This window comes from Deltaproteobacteria bacterium (assembly GCA_003696105.1).
GTDB lineage: Bacteria > Myxococcota_A > Polyangia > Haliangiales > J016 > J016.
The window spans coordinates 1-15345 of record RFGE01000263.1 but is presented as its reverse complement, the minus strand read 5'-3'; the positions used below and the strand labels follow the sequence as shown (position 1 = coordinate 15345).

At 64.4% G+C, this 15345-nt stretch carries 31 protein-coding genes; all 31 read left to right on the top strand.

Annotation, left to right across the window (positions count from 1 at the left end; translation table 11 throughout):
* Window positions 1-99: elongation factor Tu (locus tag D6689_16970; GenBank protein RMH39343.1), on the top strand; the 99-nt coding region annotated here is incomplete at its 5' end.
* A gap of 4 nt (window positions 100-103) precedes the next feature.
* The gene (locus tag D6689_16965; protein RMH39342.1) at window positions 104-412 is read left to right on the top strand and encodes a 30S ribosomal protein S10; all 309 of its coding nucleotides are present in this window, start codon (window positions 104-106) and stop codon (window positions 410-412) included.
* 2 nt (window positions 413-414) lie between these two features.
* Window positions 415-1038 carry a 50S ribosomal protein L4 gene (locus D6689_16960; GenBank protein RMH39341.1) on the top strand — a complete coding sequence of 208 codons (624 nt, stop codon included), beginning with the start codon at window positions 415-417 and terminating at the stop codon, window positions 1036-1038.
* A 3-nt stretch (window positions 1039-1041) separates the two neighbouring features.
* Window positions 1042-1371, top strand: coding sequence for a 50S ribosomal protein L23 (locus D6689_16955; GenBank protein RMH39340.1), 330 nt, complete (start codon window positions 1042-1044; stop codon window positions 1369-1371).
* Window positions 1372-1375: 4 nt separating this feature from the next.
* Window positions 1376-2209, top strand: coding sequence for a 50S ribosomal protein L2 (locus tag D6689_16950; protein RMH39339.1), 834 nt, complete (start codon window positions 1376-1378; stop codon window positions 2207-2209).
* Window positions 2210-2217: 8 nt separating this feature from the next.
* On the top strand, window positions 2218-2487 hold the full coding sequence (locus D6689_16945; protein ID RMH39338.1) for a 30S ribosomal protein S19: 270 nt from the start codon (window positions 2218-2220) through the stop codon (window positions 2485-2487).
* Window positions 2488-2495: 8 nt separating this feature from the next.
* Window positions 2496-2837 (top strand): 50S ribosomal protein L22, encoded by a 342-nt coding sequence (locus D6689_16940; GenBank protein ID RMH39337.1) that lies wholly within the window; start codon window positions 2496-2498, stop codon window positions 2835-2837.
* A gap of 3 nt (window positions 2838-2840) precedes the next feature.
* Window positions 2841-3509 (top strand): 30S ribosomal protein S3, encoded by a 669-nt coding sequence (locus D6689_16935; GenBank protein RMH39336.1) that lies wholly within the window; start codon window positions 2841-2843, stop codon window positions 3507-3509.
* 37 nt (window positions 3510-3546) lie between these two features.
* Entirely contained in the window at window positions 3547-3963 is a 417-nt protein-coding gene (locus D6689_16930) for a 50S ribosomal protein L16 (protein RMH39335.1), read from the top strand.
* The gene (gene rpmC, locus D6689_16925; protein ID RMH39334.1) at window positions 3960-4199 is read left to right on the top strand and encodes a 50S ribosomal protein L29; all 240 of its coding nucleotides are present in this window, start codon (window positions 3960-3962) and stop codon (window positions 4197-4199) included. The genes D6689_16930 and rpmC overlap by 4 nt, the downstream gene beginning before the upstream one ends.
* Window positions 4200-4212: 13 nt before the next feature.
* Window positions 4213-4512 (top strand): 30S ribosomal protein S17, encoded by a 300-nt coding sequence (locus D6689_16920; protein RMH39333.1) that lies wholly within the window; start codon window positions 4213-4215, stop codon window positions 4510-4512.
* Window positions 4509-4877, top strand: coding sequence for a 50S ribosomal protein L14 (locus tag D6689_16915; protein ID RMH39332.1), 369 nt, complete (start codon window positions 4509-4511; stop codon window positions 4875-4877). The genes D6689_16920 and D6689_16915 overlap by 4 nt, the downstream gene beginning before the upstream one ends.
* Window positions 4877-5191 (top strand): 50S ribosomal protein L24, encoded by a 315-nt coding sequence (gene rplX / locus D6689_16910; GenBank protein RMH39331.1) that lies wholly within the window; start codon window positions 4877-4879, stop codon window positions 5189-5191. The genes D6689_16915 and rplX overlap by 1 nt, the downstream gene beginning before the upstream one ends.
* Before the next feature lie 12 nt (window positions 5192-5203).
* Entirely contained in the window at window positions 5204-5869 is a 666-nt protein-coding gene (locus D6689_16905; GenBank protein ID RMH39330.1) for a 50S ribosomal protein L5, read from the top strand.
* An 11-nt stretch (window positions 5870-5880) separates the two neighbouring features.
* Entirely contained in the window at window positions 5881-6060 is a 180-nt protein-coding gene (locus tag D6689_16900) for a type Z 30S ribosomal protein S14 (protein ID RMH39329.1), read from the top strand.
* 9 nt (window positions 6061-6069) lie between these two features.
* Entirely contained in the window at window positions 6070-6465 is a 396-nt protein-coding gene (locus tag D6689_16895) for a 30S ribosomal protein S8 (protein ID RMH39328.1), read from the top strand.
* Between the two features lie 5 nt (window positions 6466-6470).
* Entirely contained in the window at window positions 6471-7007 is a 537-nt protein-coding gene (locus D6689_16890; protein RMH39327.1) for a 50S ribosomal protein L6, read from the top strand.
* Window positions 7008-7018: 11 nt separating this feature from the next.
* Window positions 7019-7402 (top strand): 50S ribosomal protein L18, encoded by a 384-nt coding sequence (locus D6689_16885; protein ID RMH39326.1) that lies wholly within the window; start codon window positions 7019-7021, stop codon window positions 7400-7402.
* A 3-nt stretch (window positions 7403-7405) separates the two neighbouring features.
* On the top strand, window positions 7406-7912 hold the full coding sequence (locus D6689_16880; protein RMH39325.1) for a 30S ribosomal protein S5: 507 nt from the start codon (window positions 7406-7408) through the stop codon (window positions 7910-7912).
* Entirely contained in the window at window positions 7830-8108 is a 279-nt protein-coding gene (locus D6689_16875; GenBank protein ID RMH39324.1) for a 50S ribosomal protein L30, read from the top strand. Before D6689_16880 ends, D6689_16875 begins: the two co-directional genes overlap by 83 nt.
* Before the next feature lie 4 nt (window positions 8109-8112).
* Window positions 8113-8598, top strand: a complete 486-nt coding sequence (locus D6689_16870) for a 50S ribosomal protein L15 (GenBank protein RMH39323.1) — start codon at window positions 8113-8115, stop codon at window positions 8596-8598.
* 24 nt (window positions 8599-8622) lie between these two features.
* Window positions 8623-9969 carry a preprotein translocase subunit SecY gene (gene secY / locus D6689_16865; GenBank protein RMH39322.1) on the top strand — a complete coding sequence of 449 codons (1347 nt, stop codon included), beginning with the start codon at window positions 8623-8625 and terminating at the stop codon, window positions 9967-9969.
* A complete protein-coding gene (locus D6689_16860) occupies window positions 9969-10610 on the top strand; it encodes an adenylate kinase (GenBank protein ID RMH39321.1) in 642 nt (213 codons plus the stop codon). The genes secY and D6689_16860 overlap by 1 nt, the downstream gene beginning before the upstream one ends.
* 20 nt (window positions 10611-10630) lie before the next feature.
* The gene (gene map / locus D6689_16855; protein ID RMH39320.1) at window positions 10631-11383 is read left to right on the top strand and encodes a type I methionyl aminopeptidase; all 753 of its coding nucleotides are present in this window, start codon (window positions 10631-10633) and stop codon (window positions 11381-11383) included.
* A gap of 44 nt (window positions 11384-11427) precedes the next feature.
* Window positions 11428-11541 carry a 50S ribosomal protein L36 gene (locus D6689_16850; protein RMH39319.1) on the top strand — a complete coding sequence of 38 codons (114 nt, stop codon included), beginning with the start codon at window positions 11428-11430 and terminating at the stop codon, window positions 11539-11541.
* A 13-nt stretch (window positions 11542-11554) separates the two neighbouring features.
* The gene (locus D6689_16845; GenBank protein RMH39318.1) at window positions 11555-11938 is read left to right on the top strand and encodes a 30S ribosomal protein S13; all 384 of its coding nucleotides are present in this window, start codon (window positions 11555-11557) and stop codon (window positions 11936-11938) included.
* Between the two features lie 18 nt (window positions 11939-11956).
* The gene (locus D6689_16840) at window positions 11957-12346 is read left to right on the top strand and encodes a 30S ribosomal protein S11 (GenBank protein ID RMH39317.1); all 390 of its coding nucleotides are present in this window, start codon (window positions 11957-11959) and stop codon (window positions 12344-12346) included.
* 12 nt (window positions 12347-12358) lie between these two features.
* Window positions 12359-12988 (top strand): 30S ribosomal protein S4, encoded by a 630-nt coding sequence (locus D6689_16835; GenBank protein RMH39316.1) that lies wholly within the window; start codon window positions 12359-12361, stop codon window positions 12986-12988.
* A 102-nt stretch (window positions 12989-13090) separates the two neighbouring features.
* Window positions 13091-14077: a DNA-directed RNA polymerase subunit alpha gene (locus D6689_16830; GenBank protein ID RMH39344.1), complete on the top strand. Its 987-nt coding sequence runs from the start codon at window positions 13091-13093 to the stop codon at window positions 14075-14077.
* A gap of 13 nt (window positions 14078-14090) precedes the next feature.
* Complete coding sequence (locus D6689_16825; protein RMH39315.1) at window positions 14091-14582, top strand: 50S ribosomal protein L17; 492 nt, start codon at window positions 14091-14093, stop codon at window positions 14580-14582.
* A 113-nt stretch (window positions 14583-14695) separates the two neighbouring features.
* The coding region (locus D6689_16820) for a hypothetical protein (GenBank protein RMH39314.1) at window positions 14696-15345 on the top strand (650 nt) is incomplete at its 3' end.

Here is a 15345-nt window from a genome sequence, read left to right as displayed (position 1 = left end):
TTGATCACGCCGATCGCGTGCGAGGAGGGGCTGCGGTTCGCGATTCGCGAGGGCGGCCGCACCGTGGGCGCCGGCGTCGTCACTCAGATCATCGAGTAAGGCCATGCAGAGCCCCAGGATTCGCATTCGGCTGAAGGCCTACGACCACAAGCTTCTCGACACGTCGGCCGGCGAGATCGTCGATACGGCGCGCCGGACGGGAGCGCGGGTCGTCGGTCCGATTCCTCTGCCGACGAAGATCAACAAGTACTGCGTGCTGCGCTCGCCGCACGGCGACAAGAAGTCGCGCGAACAATTCGAGATCCGCACGCACAAGCGGCTGCTCGAGATCCTCGAGCCCACTCAGCAAACGCTCGACGCGCTGATGAAGCTGGATCTGTCGGCGGGCGTCGACGTCGAAATCAGGACCTGATCATGCCGAGCGTCAACGTCATCGACATCAACGGAAAACAGGTCGGCACGCTCGACCTCGACGACGCGGTGTTTTCCGTGCCGGTCAACGAGCACCTGCTGTGGGAGACGGTCAAGTGGCAGCTCGCGAAGCGCCGCCAGGGGACGCATTCGACCAAGCGCCGCGGCGAGGTGTCCGGCAGCACGAAGAAGCCGTGGCGGCAAAAGGGGACCGGGCGCGCGCGCCAGGGCTCGCACCGGGCGCCGCAGTGGGTTGGCGGCGGCTCCGTGTTCGGACCGAAGCCCCGCAGCTACGAGTACACCATGCCGCGCAAGGCGCGCCGGAATGCGCTCAAGTCGGCGCTCAGTGCGCGCGTGGCTGAAGGCAAGCTCATCGTCGTCGACGCCTTCCCGGCGGCCGGCGGCAAGACCAAGAGCGTGGTGCAGGCGCTCGAGCGCATCGGCGCCGGCGGCGGCGCGCTCATCGTCGACGTTTCCGACAACGACGAACTGCGCCGCGGCGCCCGCAACCTTCCCGACAGCAAGTGGATCGCCCCCGAGGGCCTGAACGTATACGACGTGCTCGACCACGAGCACCTCGTGATGACGCAGGCGTCGGCCAAGCTCGTCGAGCAGGCATTGAGGTAAGCCATGCGAACGCCCCAGCAGATCATCAAGCGGCCGCTCCTCACCGAGAAGACCACGCGCCTGCGCGAAACGGGCGGTGCTCCGTTTGCGTTCGAGGAGGGCGAGGAGTACGCCCAGCAGCTCGTGTTCGAGGTGGCGCGCGACGCCAACAAGATCGAGATTCGCAACGCGGTCGAAAAGCTGTTCAACGTCGAGGTGACCAATGTCCGCACGATGATTCAGCGCGGCAAGATCAAGCGACTCGGGCGTTTCGTCGGCCGCAAGCCGGCCCGCAAAAAGGCGATCGTGACGCTCAAGCCGGGCGACACCATCGAGTTCTTCGAGGGAGTGTAGGTCGATGCCACTGAAGAAATACAAGCCCACGTCGCCCGGCCGGCGTGGAATGTCGAGTCAGGACTTCACGGAGATCACGAAGGGCACTCCGGAGAAGAAGCTGCTCGCGGTCAAACCGCAGCGCGCCGGGCGCAACAACTACGGCCGCATCACGTCCCGGTTCCGCGGCGGTGGTCACAAGCGTCGCTACCGCATCATCGACTTTCGGCGCAACAAGACCGGCGTGCCCGCGCGGGTCAAGGCGATCGAGTACGATCCGAATCGGTCGGCGCACATCGCCTTGCTGCACTACGCGGACGGCGACAAAAGCTACATCCTCGCTCCTCAGGGCTTGAAGGTCGGCGACGAGGTCATTTCGGCGCGGTCGGCCGACATCCGCCCGGGGAACGCGCTCCCGTTGGCGAACATTCCTCTGGGCACGCAGGTGCACGCGGTCGAGCTCAAAGTGGGCGCCGGCGCACAGCTCGGTCGGTCGGCGGGGACGTCGGTCACGCTGATGGCCAGGGAGGGCAAGTGGGCGACGCTGCGCTTGCCGTCGGGCGAGATGCGCAAGGTGCACGTCGAATGTCGCGCGACGGTCGGGGTCGTCGGGAATTCCGACCACTCGAACGTCAAGTGGGGCAAGGCCGGCCGGCGGCGCTGGCTCGGACGGCGTCCGCACAACCGCGGCGTATCGATGAACCCGGTCGACCATCCGATGGGCGGCGGTGAGGGGCGGTCGTCCGGCGGTCGCCATCCGTGCACGCCTTGGGGCGTTCCGACCAAGGGGTACCGCACGCGCCACAACAAGGCCACCGACAAGTTCATCGTGCGGCGGCGCAAGAGCAAGAAGGGGTAGAGGAAGCTATGCCTCGTTCGGTCAAAAAGGGTCCGTTCGTCGACGACCACCTGTTCAAAAAGGTGCAAGCGGCGGCGCAGGACCAGTCGAAGAGAGTCATCAAGACCTGGTCTCGGCGGTCGGTCATTCTGCCGGAAATGGTCGGTCTCACCTTCGCCGTGCATAACGGCAAGAAGTTCATCCCGGTGTTCGTGACCGAGAACATGGTCGGGCACAAGCTGGGTGAGTTTGCGCCGACGCGGTACTTCCACGGCCACTCGGGCGATCGCAAGAAGTAGGGACAGCGATGCAAGCGACAGCCAAAGTTCGTCACATCCGCATGTCGCCGCGCAAACTGCGCGTCGTCGCGGACATGGTGCGCGGCGAGCCAGTCGAGTCGGCGATGGCAACGTTGCGCGTCATGCCGAAGAAGGCGGCCCGGATCATTTCGAAGGCGCTCGTGTCGGCCGCGGCGAATGCCGAAGACAAGGCGGCGGGTGAACTGGATACGGACGCGCTGTACATCAAGGCGATCACGGTCGATGGCGGCCCGATCATCAAGCGCTGGATGCCGCGCGCGATGGGGCGAGCGAACCGGATCAACCACCGGACGAGCCACCTGACGGTGGTCGTGAGCGACGAGGTCTAATCCATGGGGCAGAAGACACATCCGATCGGCTTCCGGCTCGGCATCGTCAAGACGTGGTCTTCGAAGTGGTACGCCGAGAAGGACTACGCCAAGTGGCTGCACGAGGACATCAAGCTCAAGAAGTTCATCAAGGACAAGCTGCAGCACGCGGGCGTGGCCATGGTGGACGTCGAGCGCGCGGCCAACAAGTGCAAGATCAACATCTATACGGCGCGCCCGGGGATCGTGATCGGCAAGCGCGGCGCCGGTGTCGAACAACTCAAGAAGGATGTTCAAAGGCTCACTTCGAATGAGGTGTTTCTGAACATCGTTGAGGTGCGCAAGGCCGAGACGAATGCGCAACTCGTGGCAGAAAACATCGCGACGCAACTCGAGCGTCGCGTCGCCTTTCGCCGCGCGATGAAAAAGGCCGTTCAGACGGCGATGAAGTTCGGCGCCAAGGGAATCCGGGTGCAGTCCGCCGGCCGCCTCGGCGGCACGGAGATGTCGCGTCGCGAGTGGTACCGCGAAGGGCGGGTGCCGCTTCACACCCTCCGCGCGGACATCGACTACGGGTTCGCAGAGGCCAAGACGACCTACGGCAACATCGGCGTCAAGTGCTGGACCTTCCACGGGGAGGTCATCGGTAAGGACAAAGCCGCGCCCAAGGGACAGGTGCTCGCGGGCCGGTAGTCGGACGCTCGCACCTGCGAACTAGGAGACACGTTTCATGCTAGCTCCCAAGCGCACCAAGTATCGCAAGCAGCAGAAGGGTCGCATGCGCGGCGCCGCCAAAGGCGGCAACCGCGTTTCGTTCGGCGACTACGGGCTGCAGACCACGGAGTGCGGGCGCATCACGGCGCGGCAAATCGAGGCCGCGCGTATTGCGATTTCGCGGAAGGTCAAGAAGTTCGGTAAGTTGTATATTCGACTGTTCCCGGACAAGCCGATCACGAAGAAGCCCGCAGAAACCCGTATGGGTAAGGGCAAGGGCGGCAACGAAGGGTTTGTAGCCGTGGTGCGCCCGGGCCGCGTGTTGTTCGAGATCGAGGGCGTGGACGAGAAGCTCGCGCAGGAGGCGTTTCGCGCCGCGCATCACAAACTTCCCGTTCGTACGCGGATCATCTCGCGGGAGGCGATCATATGAGCAAGCGGAAAGAACAGCTCGAGCGGCTTCGCGACCTGCCGGACGACGAGTTGCGACAGGCGCTGGCGCGCGCGCAGGACGAGCTGTTTCGGCTCGAACTGGGCCATTACACCAACCAGGTCGAAAACACGATGTCCATTCGTGAGAAGCGGCGCGAGGTCGCGCGGATTCACACGCTCATTCGCGGGCGCGAACTGGGGATCGACGCTCAGCGCACCGCCGCGGCGGATAAGTAAGGGACGGTAGACGATGGCTGCCACCGATACGAAACAAACGGAAAGCAAGCGGGGAATCCGCCGTACGATCCAAGGCGTCGTGACGTCGGCCGGCAAGATGGACAAGACCGTCGTCGTCACGGTCGTGCGCCGTATCCGCGACCGGCGGTTCCACAAGTTCGTCAAGCAGCGGGTCAAGTACAAGGCGCACGACGAGCGCAACGAGTATCGCCTTGGCGACGTCGTCGAGCTGGTCGAATCGCGCCCGTACTCCAAAACCAAGCGTTGGCGCGTCGCTCGCGCGATCGAGCGCGCTCGTGAGGACGCACAATGATCCAACAGGAAACGATACTCGACGTCGCGGACAACTCCGGCGCGAAAAAGGTCTACTGCATCAAGGTGCTCGGTGGATCGCGCCGGCGGTACGCCTCGGTTGGCGACATCATCGTCGTATCCGTCCGAGAGGCGCTGCCGAACTCGAAGGTCAAGAAGGGCGACGTGGCGCGCGCCGTCGTCGTTCGTACTGCGAAGGAAGTCGCGCGGCCGGACGGTACGTATATCCGATTCGACGGCAACTCGGCCGTTCTGATCAACAAGGAAAACGAGCCGATCGGTACGCGCATCTTCGGGCCGGTCGCGCGTGAGCTGCGCGCCAAGCGATTCATGCGCATCGTGTCGCTCGCGCCGGAGGTGCTGTGATGGCTGCGCGGATTCGCAAGGGCGACATGGTTGTCGTCACCAAGGGCAGGGAAGTCGGCAAGCGCGGGCGTGTGAAGCGAATCGTCGGGGAACGTGCCGAGATCGAGAAGATCATGATGGTCAAGAGGCACACGCGACCGACGCAGAAGAACCCGCAGGGCGGCATTGTGGACAAGGAGGGCACCGTCGCGCTCCCGAACGTGATGCTGTGGTGCGAAAAGTGTGCACGCGGTCGTCGCTGCCGGATCCACATCGAGGACGGCGTCAAGACGCGAGTCTGTGTCAAGTGCGGCACCGCATTTGCGGCCGCGTAACCGAGGGCTGCCATGGCGAGCGATAAGAAGCAAGGCAAGGGCAAGGCCGCCAAGGGCGGGCAGAAGGCGAGTAAGCAGACGGCGCCGCCGCCGAAGTACGAGCGCAAGGGGCCGCCCCGGCTCCGCCGCCTCTACGACGAGGAAATCAAGCCCAAGCTCATGAAGGAGTTTGGCTACAAGAACGTCAACGAGGTGCCGCGGCTCGTGAAGATCACGTTGAACATGGGGCTCGGCCAGGCGGTGCAAAACCCGAAGATCCTCGAAAGTGCCGTGGAGGAGCTGCGGTTGATTGCCGGGCAGGGGCCGGTGGTGACCACCGCGCGGAAGGACATTGCGAACTTCAAGCTGCGCGTGGGGCACAAGATCGGCTGCATGGTGACGCTCCGCAGCCATCGGATGTGGGAGTTCTTGGATCGGCTCGTGAACGTCGCGTTGCCCCGGGTCCGCGACTTCAAGGGCGTATCCGACAAGGCGTTCGACGGCCGTGGCAACTACTCGCTCGGCATTCGCGAACAGATCATTTTTCCCGAGATCGACTATGACGCGATCGACTCGGTCAAAGGCCTGAACGTAACGATCGTGACGACCGCGAAGACGGACGACGAGGCGCGCGCGCTGTTGCGCTACCTTGGCATGCCGTTCCGGTCGCGCAGCAGGGGTGCCGCCGCCGCGGCATAGGAGCGACGCGCATGAGCAAGCTGTGTAAACGACTCCCGAAGAAGCACAAGTTCGCTGTCCGCGAACACAATCGCTGTCCGCTTTGCGGTCGGCCTCGGGCGTACCTGCGGAAATTTCAGATGTGCCGGCTCTGCTTCCGCAAGTTGGCGCTGCAAGGCGACATCCCGGGTGTCACCAAGTCGAGCTGGTAGGGGGCAGTCATGTCGATGAGCGATCCCGTCGCGGACTTTCTCACGCGCATTCGCAACGCGATCCAGGCGCGAAAGGCGAGTGTCGAGTGCCCGCGCTCGAACCTCAAGAAGCGCATCGCGGAGATCCTTGCCGAAGAGGGCTTCGTCGATGGCGTGAGCGAGAAAAACGACAACGTGCAGGGGACGATCTCGCTCGCGCTGCGGTGGAATGCCGATGGCAACGCAATACGTGGCCTGCGGCGCGTGTCGCGCCCGGGTCAACGCAAGTATGTCGGGGCGAAGGCGCTGCCGAAGGTTAGAAATGGCCTCGGGATTGCCATCGTGTCCACCTCGAAGGGTGTCATGACCGACCGCCAGGCCCGCAAGGAGGGTGTCGGCGGCGAGGTCCTCTGCGAAGTTTGGTGAACGCCATGTCCCGCATTGGAAAATTGCCGATCGAACTGCCGAAGGGCGTCACGTTTGAAGTCGCCGATGGTGTGATGCGCGCCAAGGGGCCGAAGGGGCAGTTGTCGAAGGCCACGCATCCGCGCGTCTCGTTCGAGATCGACGGGAACGTCGTTCGCGTGACACGGGCCGATGACTCGCGGGAAAGCCGCTCGGTTCACGGGCTCATGCGCGCGCTGGCCGCGAACCTCGTCAAAGGCGTGAGCGAGGGGTTCGAGCGCCGGCTCGAGATCAACGGCGTCGGCTATCGCGCGGAGGTCAAGGGGCGGCAGCTCGTGCTGCAACTCGGATATTCGCATCCGATCGAGTACGACCTGCCCGACGGTGTCGACGCGAAAGTCGACAAGAACATCGTGGTGCTGTCCGGCGCCGACAAGGAACTGTTGGGCAAGACTGCCGCCAAGGTGCGGAGCTTCCGTCCGCCGGAGCCCTACAAGGGCAAGGGCATCAAGTATGTCGAGGAGACGATTCAACGGAAGGTCGGCAAGGCCGGGGCGGCATAGCGAGGTGCGAAATGGCTAGCGTCTACAAAAAGGTTCGCAGCAATCGCGTGCGCACGCGGCTGCGTCGCAAGCAGTCGATCCGGAAGAAGGTTCGCGGAACCGCAGAGCGCCCGCGGTTGTCGGTGTTTCGGTCGCTCAAGCACATCTACGTGCAGGCGATCGACGACACGAACGCTGCGGTCGTCGCGGCCGCCTCGGACCTCGACCCGGCGGTGCGGGGCGAACTTCAGGGGCTCAAGAAGCGCGAGCGCGCCGCCAAGGTCGGCGAGATCATCGGCAAGCGCCTGCTCGACAAGAACGTCAGCAAGGTCGTGTTCGACCGCAACGGATACATCTATCACGGGCGCGTGAAGGAAGTCGCTGAAGGCGCGCGAAAAGCCGGATTGGAGTTCTAGATTATGGCGATCGACATGAACCAGGTCGGCGAGCTCGTCGACCGCGTCGTCTACATCAACCGCGTAGCGAAGGTGGTCAAGGGCGGCCGGCGATTCTCGTTCTCGGCGTTGGTGGTCGTCGGCGACCAGGCCGGTTACGTCGGCTGGGGGCTCGGCAAGGCCAACGAGGTGCCGGAGGCGATTCGCAAGGGGAACGAGCGCGCCAAGCGGAACCTGTTCAAGGTTCCGCTCATCAACGGGACTATCCCGCACGAGATCATCGGCGATGTCGGTGCGGCGCGCGTGTTGCTGAAGCCCGCCGCGCCCGGTACGGGGGTCATCGCGGGCGGTGCGGTGCGTCCGGTCCTCGAGGTCGCCGGCGTCACGGATATCCTTACGAAGTCGATCGGCACGGCGAACCCGCACAACGTGATCCACGCGACGGTTCATGCGTTGCAACAGCTGCAGTCGCCGGAGATGGTCGCCCGGCGTCGCGGCAAGACGCTCGAGGAGCTCGGCCTCGCAGGCTGAGGCGAAAGTCATGGCACTCAAGCTCAAGGTCACTCAGGTCCGCAGCGGGATTAACCGCCCTGAGCCGCAAAAGCGCACGCTTCGCGGGCTCGGGCTGACGAAGATGCACAAGAGCGTGATTCTCAAGGATACGCCCGCCATCCGGGGGATGATTCGCAAGGTGAGTCATCTCGTGACGGTCGAGCCGGTGGAGTAACGATATGGGAACGACACTTTCGACGCTGTCGCCGGCGCCCGGCGCTACGCGCAGGAAAAAGCGGGTTGGTCGCGGGCGAGGCAGCCACCGCGGCAAGACGTCCACGCGGGGCCAGAAGGGACAAAAGTCGCGGTCGGGGAGCCACATGCCGCGGCCGGGCTTCGAGGGCGGCCAGATGCCGATGGCCCGGCGCCTGCCGAAGCGGGGCTTCAAGAACGTGTTCCGCAAGGAGGTGGCCGCGATCAACGTCGGGCTGCTCGCATCGCGGTTCAGCGGCGAGGTCGATGTGGACGCACTGCGCGCCGCGGGTCTGATCCCGAAACGGGCTGAGTTGGTCAAGGTGCTGGCCGAGGGCGAGATCGACAAGCCGCTCGTCGTCCGCGCGCACCGGTTCTCGAAGTCCGCGATTGCCAAGATCGAGGCGGCCGGCGGCAAGGCCGAGGTGGTCGCCAGTCAGAACGGCGGCTCGGATGCCGTAGAGTCGGCGTAACGGGCGCACGGCCCCCCTCACGACATGTCTACCGTCGCCAACATCGGCAAGATCCCCGAGCTGCGCCGGCGAATCCTGTTCACGCTGGCGCTGCTCGCGGTGTATCGCATCGGCGTGTTCGTCACGACGCCGGGAGTCAACCGGGTCGAGATGCAGAACCTGATCGCGACCGGCGGTCAGGGGTCGTTCCTGGGCATGTTCAACATGTTCTCGGGGGGCGCGCTCAAGCAGTTGTCCATCTTCGCGCTCGGCATCATGCCGTACGTGAGCGCGTCGATCATCCTGCAGCTGCTCACGGTCGTCATCCCGGCCCTCGATCGGCTGAACAAGGAGGGTGAGCAGGGGCGGCGCAAGATCAACCAGTACACGCGGTACGGGACGATCGTCCTGTCGCTGATCCAGTCGTTCTTCATCGCGTCGTGGCTCGAGGGGCTCGGGCGCGGCGGCTCCGGGTTCGTATCTGGCCAGGTCGTGGCGCATCCCGGCTGGGGATTCCGCCTGATCACGGTACTCACGCTCACTACCGGCACCGCGTTCATCATGTGGCTCGGCGAGCAGATCACCGAACGCGGGATCGGCAACGGGATCTCGCTCATCATTTTCGCCGGGATCGTGTCCGCCATGCCGGACGGGATCGTCCGTCTGATGGCGCGGCGGTCGACCGGCGACTTCGACGCGTTCAGCGCGCTGTTGCTCATCGTCATCGTGTTCGGGACGATCGCGGCGATCTGCTTCTTCGAGCGCGGACACCGCCGAATTCCGGTGCAGTACACCAAGCGGATGGTCGGCCGGAAGATGTACGGCGGCACCCAGACGCACCTGCCGCTGAAGATCAACATGGCGGGCGTCATTCCCCCGATCTTCGCGTCGTCGATCATGCTGTTCCCCGCGCAGATCGCGAACATGGTGGGGTCGCCGTGGCTGCGGGAAGTCGCCAACGCGCTTCAGCCGTCGGACTGGCGCTACCAGACGCTGTACGTCGTCATGATCGTGTTCTTTACCTACTTCTATACGGCCGTCACGTTCAACCCGGTCGACGTCGCCGACAACCTGAAGAAGGGCGGCGGCTTCATTCCCGGCATTCGTCCCGGCAAGAAGACGGCGGAGTACATCGACCGCGTGCTCACCCGGATCACGTTCGGTGGGGCGGTGTATCTGTCGGCCGTCTGCGTCCTGCCTTCCCTGCTGCAGTCGAAGATGAACGTGCCGTTCTACTTTGGCGGCACGGGTCTGCTCATTGTCGTCGGCGTCGCGCTCGACACGGTCCAGCAGATCGAGTCGCATCTGATCACTCGCAACTACGAGGGGTTCACGGGGCCGAAGGGGCCGCGTATTCGCGGGCGTAGGGCGTCGCGCGGGCGGAGGGGCTGATGATCCTCGTGCTGATGGGACCGCCGGGTGCCGGAAAAGGCACGCAGGCGAAGAAGCTCGTCGCGCGCTACGGGATCCCCCAACTGTCTACGGGCGATATGTTGCGCGCGGCGCGCAAGTCGGGAAGCGAGCTGGGCCAGAAGGTCGCGGCGATCATGGACGCCGGCGGCCTCGTGCCCGACGACGTCGTGATCGCGCTCATCGAAGACCGTCTGGGGAATCCGGACGCGGCGGCGGGCGCGATCCTCGACGGGTTTCCGCGCACCGTTGCGCAAGCGGAGGCGCTCGATGCGATGCTCGCGCGCCGCGGCAAGCGGGTGGACGCGGTGCTCGCGATCGACGTACCGGACGACGAAGTCGTGCGACGCAACGCGGGCCGGCGAAGTTGCCCGGTGTGTGGCGCCACGTACCACGTGGAGTTCAAACCGCCGCGGTCGCCGGGGGTGTGCGACGCGGACGGAACCGCGCTCGTGCAACGAGAGGACGACAAGCCCGACAGGATTCGCGCTCGGCTGGAGGCGTACCACCGGCAGACGGCGCCGGTGCTCGGCTACTACGAGCCGAAGGGGATCGTGCGGTCGATCGATGGGGTCGGCGATATCGACGCAGTGTTCGACCGGCTGGTCGCGGCCATCGGCTGACGGCAGGGGCGCGTCTCGCCATGCGGATCAAGCTCAAGAGCGTGAACGACATCGAACGCATGCGCGAGGCGAACCGCGTCGTGGCGGAGGTGCTGGACATCCTCGAGGAGGCCGTGCGCCCGGGCGTCACGACCTGGGAGTTGGACCAGATCGCGCGTCGGGAGATCGAACGCCGCGGGGTGATCAGTGCATTTCTCGGGTATCACGGCTACCCGGCGGTCCTCTGTACGTCTCCCAACGACGTGGTCGTCCACGGCATACCCCGCAAGGATGTGGTCCTCGAGGAGGGCGATATCGTCGGGCTCGACTTTGGCGTGTTCAAGCACGGGTTTTGCGGCGATTCAGCGCGCACGGTGCCGGTCGGTCGCATCAGCCCGGAAAAGCAGCGCCTGATCGACGTGACCCGCGAGGCCCTCGACCTCGCGATCGAACAGTGCCGGGTGGGCAATCGCCTCGGTGACATCGGCGCCACGGTGCAAGAGCACGTGGAAAAACACGGATTTAGCGTCGTGCGCGCGTTCGTTGGCCACGGCATCGGCACCGAGATGCACGAACCGCCGGCCGTGCCGAACTACGGCGAGCGCGGCAAGGGCAAGCGCCTCAAGAGAGGGCTTGTGATCGCCGTGGAACCTATGGTAAACGCCGGCACTCACGAAGTTGAGGTCCTCGATGACGACTGGACCGCGGTGACCAAAGACCACAGTATGTCTGCGCATTTCGAGCACAGCATCGCGATTACGGACGACGGTCCGATCGTGCTGTCTCGGTTGTGAGTCGAGATCCCGCGCCGTCGCGTTTTCGTTTGCGGAGTGAGCCGATGAAGGTTCGAGCGTCAGTCAAAGCCATTTGTCCGAAGTGCAAGATCATCAAGCGCCGGGGAGTCGTGCGCGTGATCTGCGAGAACAAGCGGCACAAGCAGCGTCAAGGGTAGGAGCCGTACTCGAATGGCACGTATTGCAGGCGTCGACTTGCCGAAAAACAAGCGCATGGAGATTGCGCTTACGTACATTTATGGCATTGGCCGGACCACGGCCAAGGAGATCCTCGCGAAGGCGGATGTTTCGCTCGACAAGCGCACCGACGATCTCGACGAGGCGGAGGTCAAGCGCATTCGCGAGGTGATCGAGGCCGGGTACAAGGTCGAGGGCGACCTTCGGCGCGAGGTGAGCATGAACATCAAGCGCCTCATGGACCTCGGCTGTTATCGAGGCCTGCGACATCGCCGCGGCCTGCCAGTGCGCGGGCAGCGGACCCACACGAACGCGCGGACCCGGAAGGGGCCGCGGCGCATCGCGGTCAAGTCGCGCGGCGCGGCGACCAAGAAGTAGACGAGCGGAGGAGCCATCATGGCCGCACCCAAGCGACAGACCAAAAAGAAAGTCCGCAAGAACATCCAGAGCGGCGTCGCGCATATCGCGTCGACCTTCAACAACACGATCGTCACGATCACCGACGTGTCCGGCAACGTGATCTCGTGGTCCTCGGCCGGTGTCGTCGGCTTCAAGGGCTCGCGCAAGAGCACGCCGTTTGCGGCACAACTCGCCGCTCAGGACGCCGCCAAAAAAGCGATGGACCACGGCATGCGCCAGGTCGTCGTCGAGGTCAACGGCCCCGGGTCCGGGCGTGAGTCTGCGCTGCGAGCGCTCCAGTCCGCCGGGCTGAAGATTTCCCTCATCCGTGACGTAACCCCCGTGCCCCACAACGGTTGTCGGCCGCGCAAGCGCCGCCGCGTGTGAGGAGGAGAGACTGTGGCTCGTTACACCGGTCCCGTGTGCCGCCTGTGCCGGCGCGAAGACATGAAGCTTTTCCTCAAGGGAGAGCGCTGCTACACGGACAAGTGCGGCTACGAGCGCCGCGCTTACGCTCCCGGGCAGCACGGTCAGGCGCGCCGCCGCCGCCGTTCCGACTACGGCGAACAGTTGCGCGAGAAACAAAAGGTCAAGCGCATCTACGGTATCGCCGAGCGCCAGTTTCGCGGCTATTACTACCGCGCGTCGCGCATGAAGGGCGTCACCGGCGACAACCTGATTCAGCTGCTCGAACGTCGTCTCGACAACGTCGTCTATCGCATGGGGTTTGCGTGCGATCACGCCGAGGCGCGCCAGCTCGTGCGGCACGGTCATTTCCTCGTAAACGGCAAGCGCGTCGACATCCCTTCGTATCTCGTGCGCGCCGGCGACGTCGTCGAGGTCCGCGAGCGGTCGCGGAAGATCGCGCGCATCAACGAGTCGCTCGAGGCGGTCGAGCGCCGCGGCCTGCCGCAGTGGATCGAACTCGACAAGGACAGCTACAAGGGCACCGTCAAGGCGTTGCCGCAGCGCGACGATGTCACGATGCCCATCCGCGAGCACCTGATCATCGAGCTGTACTCCAAGTAAGGAAGCACCATGTCCGACACCAACAGCGTCGTCGATACCTCCACCCAGTCGCAGGCAGTCCAGCCCGGCGTGCCGTCGGACCTTCCGGTCCAGACGCCCTTCATGGCGAAGAACTGGCGCGATCTGATCCGGCCGCGCACGCTCGAGGTCGAGGAGAAGACCGCGACCTACGGCAAGTTTTCGTGCGAGCCGCTCGAGCGCGGGTTCGGGACGACTCTCGGCAACTCGCTCCGCCGAGTCCTGCTGTCGTCGTTGCAGGGAGCCGCAATCACGCACGTCAAGATCGAGGACGCACTCCACGAGTTCACGAACCTGCCTGGGGTCGTCGAGGACGTCACGGACATCATCCTCAACCTCAAGGAAGTGCTGTTCAAGGTCGAGGACGACAAGACGTTCACCTTGCGGCTCGACAAGGACGGTGCGGGCGAGGTCAAAGCGGGTGACATCCAGGTCGTAAACGGGATTTCAGTGCTCAATCCCGAGCATCACATCGCGACGCTGTCGACGGATGGAAAACTCCACATGGAGATGACGGTCGGCACGGGGCGGGGATACGTGCCGGCCGACCGCCATGATGAGACCTCCACGCCGGTCGGGACGATTCCTGTGGACTCGCTGTTCTCGCCGGTGCGCAAGGTCAACTTTACCGTGACCAACGCACGCGTCGGACAACAGACGGACTACGACAAGCTCACCATCGAGGTGTGGACGAACGGCTCGGTCGCACCGGACGACGCGCTGGCGTTTGCTGCGAAGATTCTCAAGGAGCAGCTCAATATCTTCATCAACTTCGAGGAAGTGGATGAGCCGACCGAGGCCCCGGTCGACGAGGAGCAGGAGAAGCTCAACGAAAACCTGTGGCGAACGGTCGATGAACTCGAGCTGTCGGTTCGTTCGGCGAACTGTCTGCAGAACGCCAACATCAAGTACATCGGCGAGCTCGTACAGAAGACCGAGTCGGAGATGCTCAAGACGAAGAACTTCGGCCGCAAGTCTCTCAAGGAGATCAAGGAAATCCTGGCGGAGATGGGCCTGAGCCTCGGTATGAAGCTCGACAACTGGCCGGGCAACGTGCCGCTCAAGAAGTGATCAGAGGGCAGCGATGCGTCATCAGAAAGCAGGGCGAAAGCTCAACCGGAATGCGTCTCATCGCAAGGCCATGTTTGGGAACATGGTGACGTCGCTGATCAAGCACGGGCGGATTGAGACGACTGAGGCGAAGGCGAAGGAGTTGCGCCGTTTCGCCGAGCCGACCATCGCGTGGGCGGTTCGTGTGGCCCACATCGAACTCAAGGGCCGCAAGCAGCAGACGGACGACGACAAGGCCAAGTTCGTCCACGCCGTGCGGATGGCGCGTCGAGTCGTGAAGGACAAAGACGCACTCGACAAGCTGTTTCACGAGATCGGGCCCGGCTACCTGAACCGGCCCGGCGGCTACACGCGCGTTTTGAAGACTCGTCACCGCCGCGGGGATGCGGCTCCGATGGCGCTCGTCGAGTTGCTTCCCGGGGAAGTGCCGAAGAAAAAGACCGCGAAGAAGGCGAGCAAGGCGTCGGCGGCCAACAAGGCCAAGGCCGACGCGGCCGGCGCGTAGGTCGCTCGCCGCCGCCCGCCTCGGATGCCCGCCGGCACGGCGGGCGTCGTCATTTCGGGAGCATGCTCATGAACCAGACGACGCGGATAGGACTTGCGACGCCGATAGGACTCGTGCTGTCGCTTGCAGCGGCACTCGTCGCGTGCCGCGGAGGAGACGACGACGACGACACGACGACGCCGGACGCGGGCGGGGCCGACGACACGTCGATCTACGACATCCAAGACGGTACCGTCGGTGATGGCGCCATCGTGACTCTGCGCGGGGTCGTGGTGGTGGCGATCGACAACTATGGCAATTCGCGCGGAAGTCTGTGGGTGGCGGAGCCGGACGAGCATGCGACGTACGGGCGCGCGTACTCGGGAGTCCAGGTCTTCACGAGCGACCTGTCGGTCGTGGCCGGGCTGGCAGTGGGCGACCTGGTGGACGTCGTCGATGCCGAGGTGGACGAGTTTACGTTCGCTGACTGTGCGGATCCCGACGTCGATTGCGACGACACGCTACAGACGCTCACCGAGGTGAAACTGCCGGCATCGATCGACAAGGTGGGGACCGCCGCGGTTCCTGCGCCGGTCGTCGTACGGCCGCAGGATCTCGCGGCGGACCCGAACGAGGCGGAGAAATGGGAAGGCGTCCTGATTCGGTTCGACGACGTCGCCGTGACGCAGGGGCCACGCGACATCGGGTCGGACACGACGCTCAAGGGGATCCGCGTCACGGGTCCATTCCAGGTCCAGTCGGCGCTCACGGACCTCGGAGACGT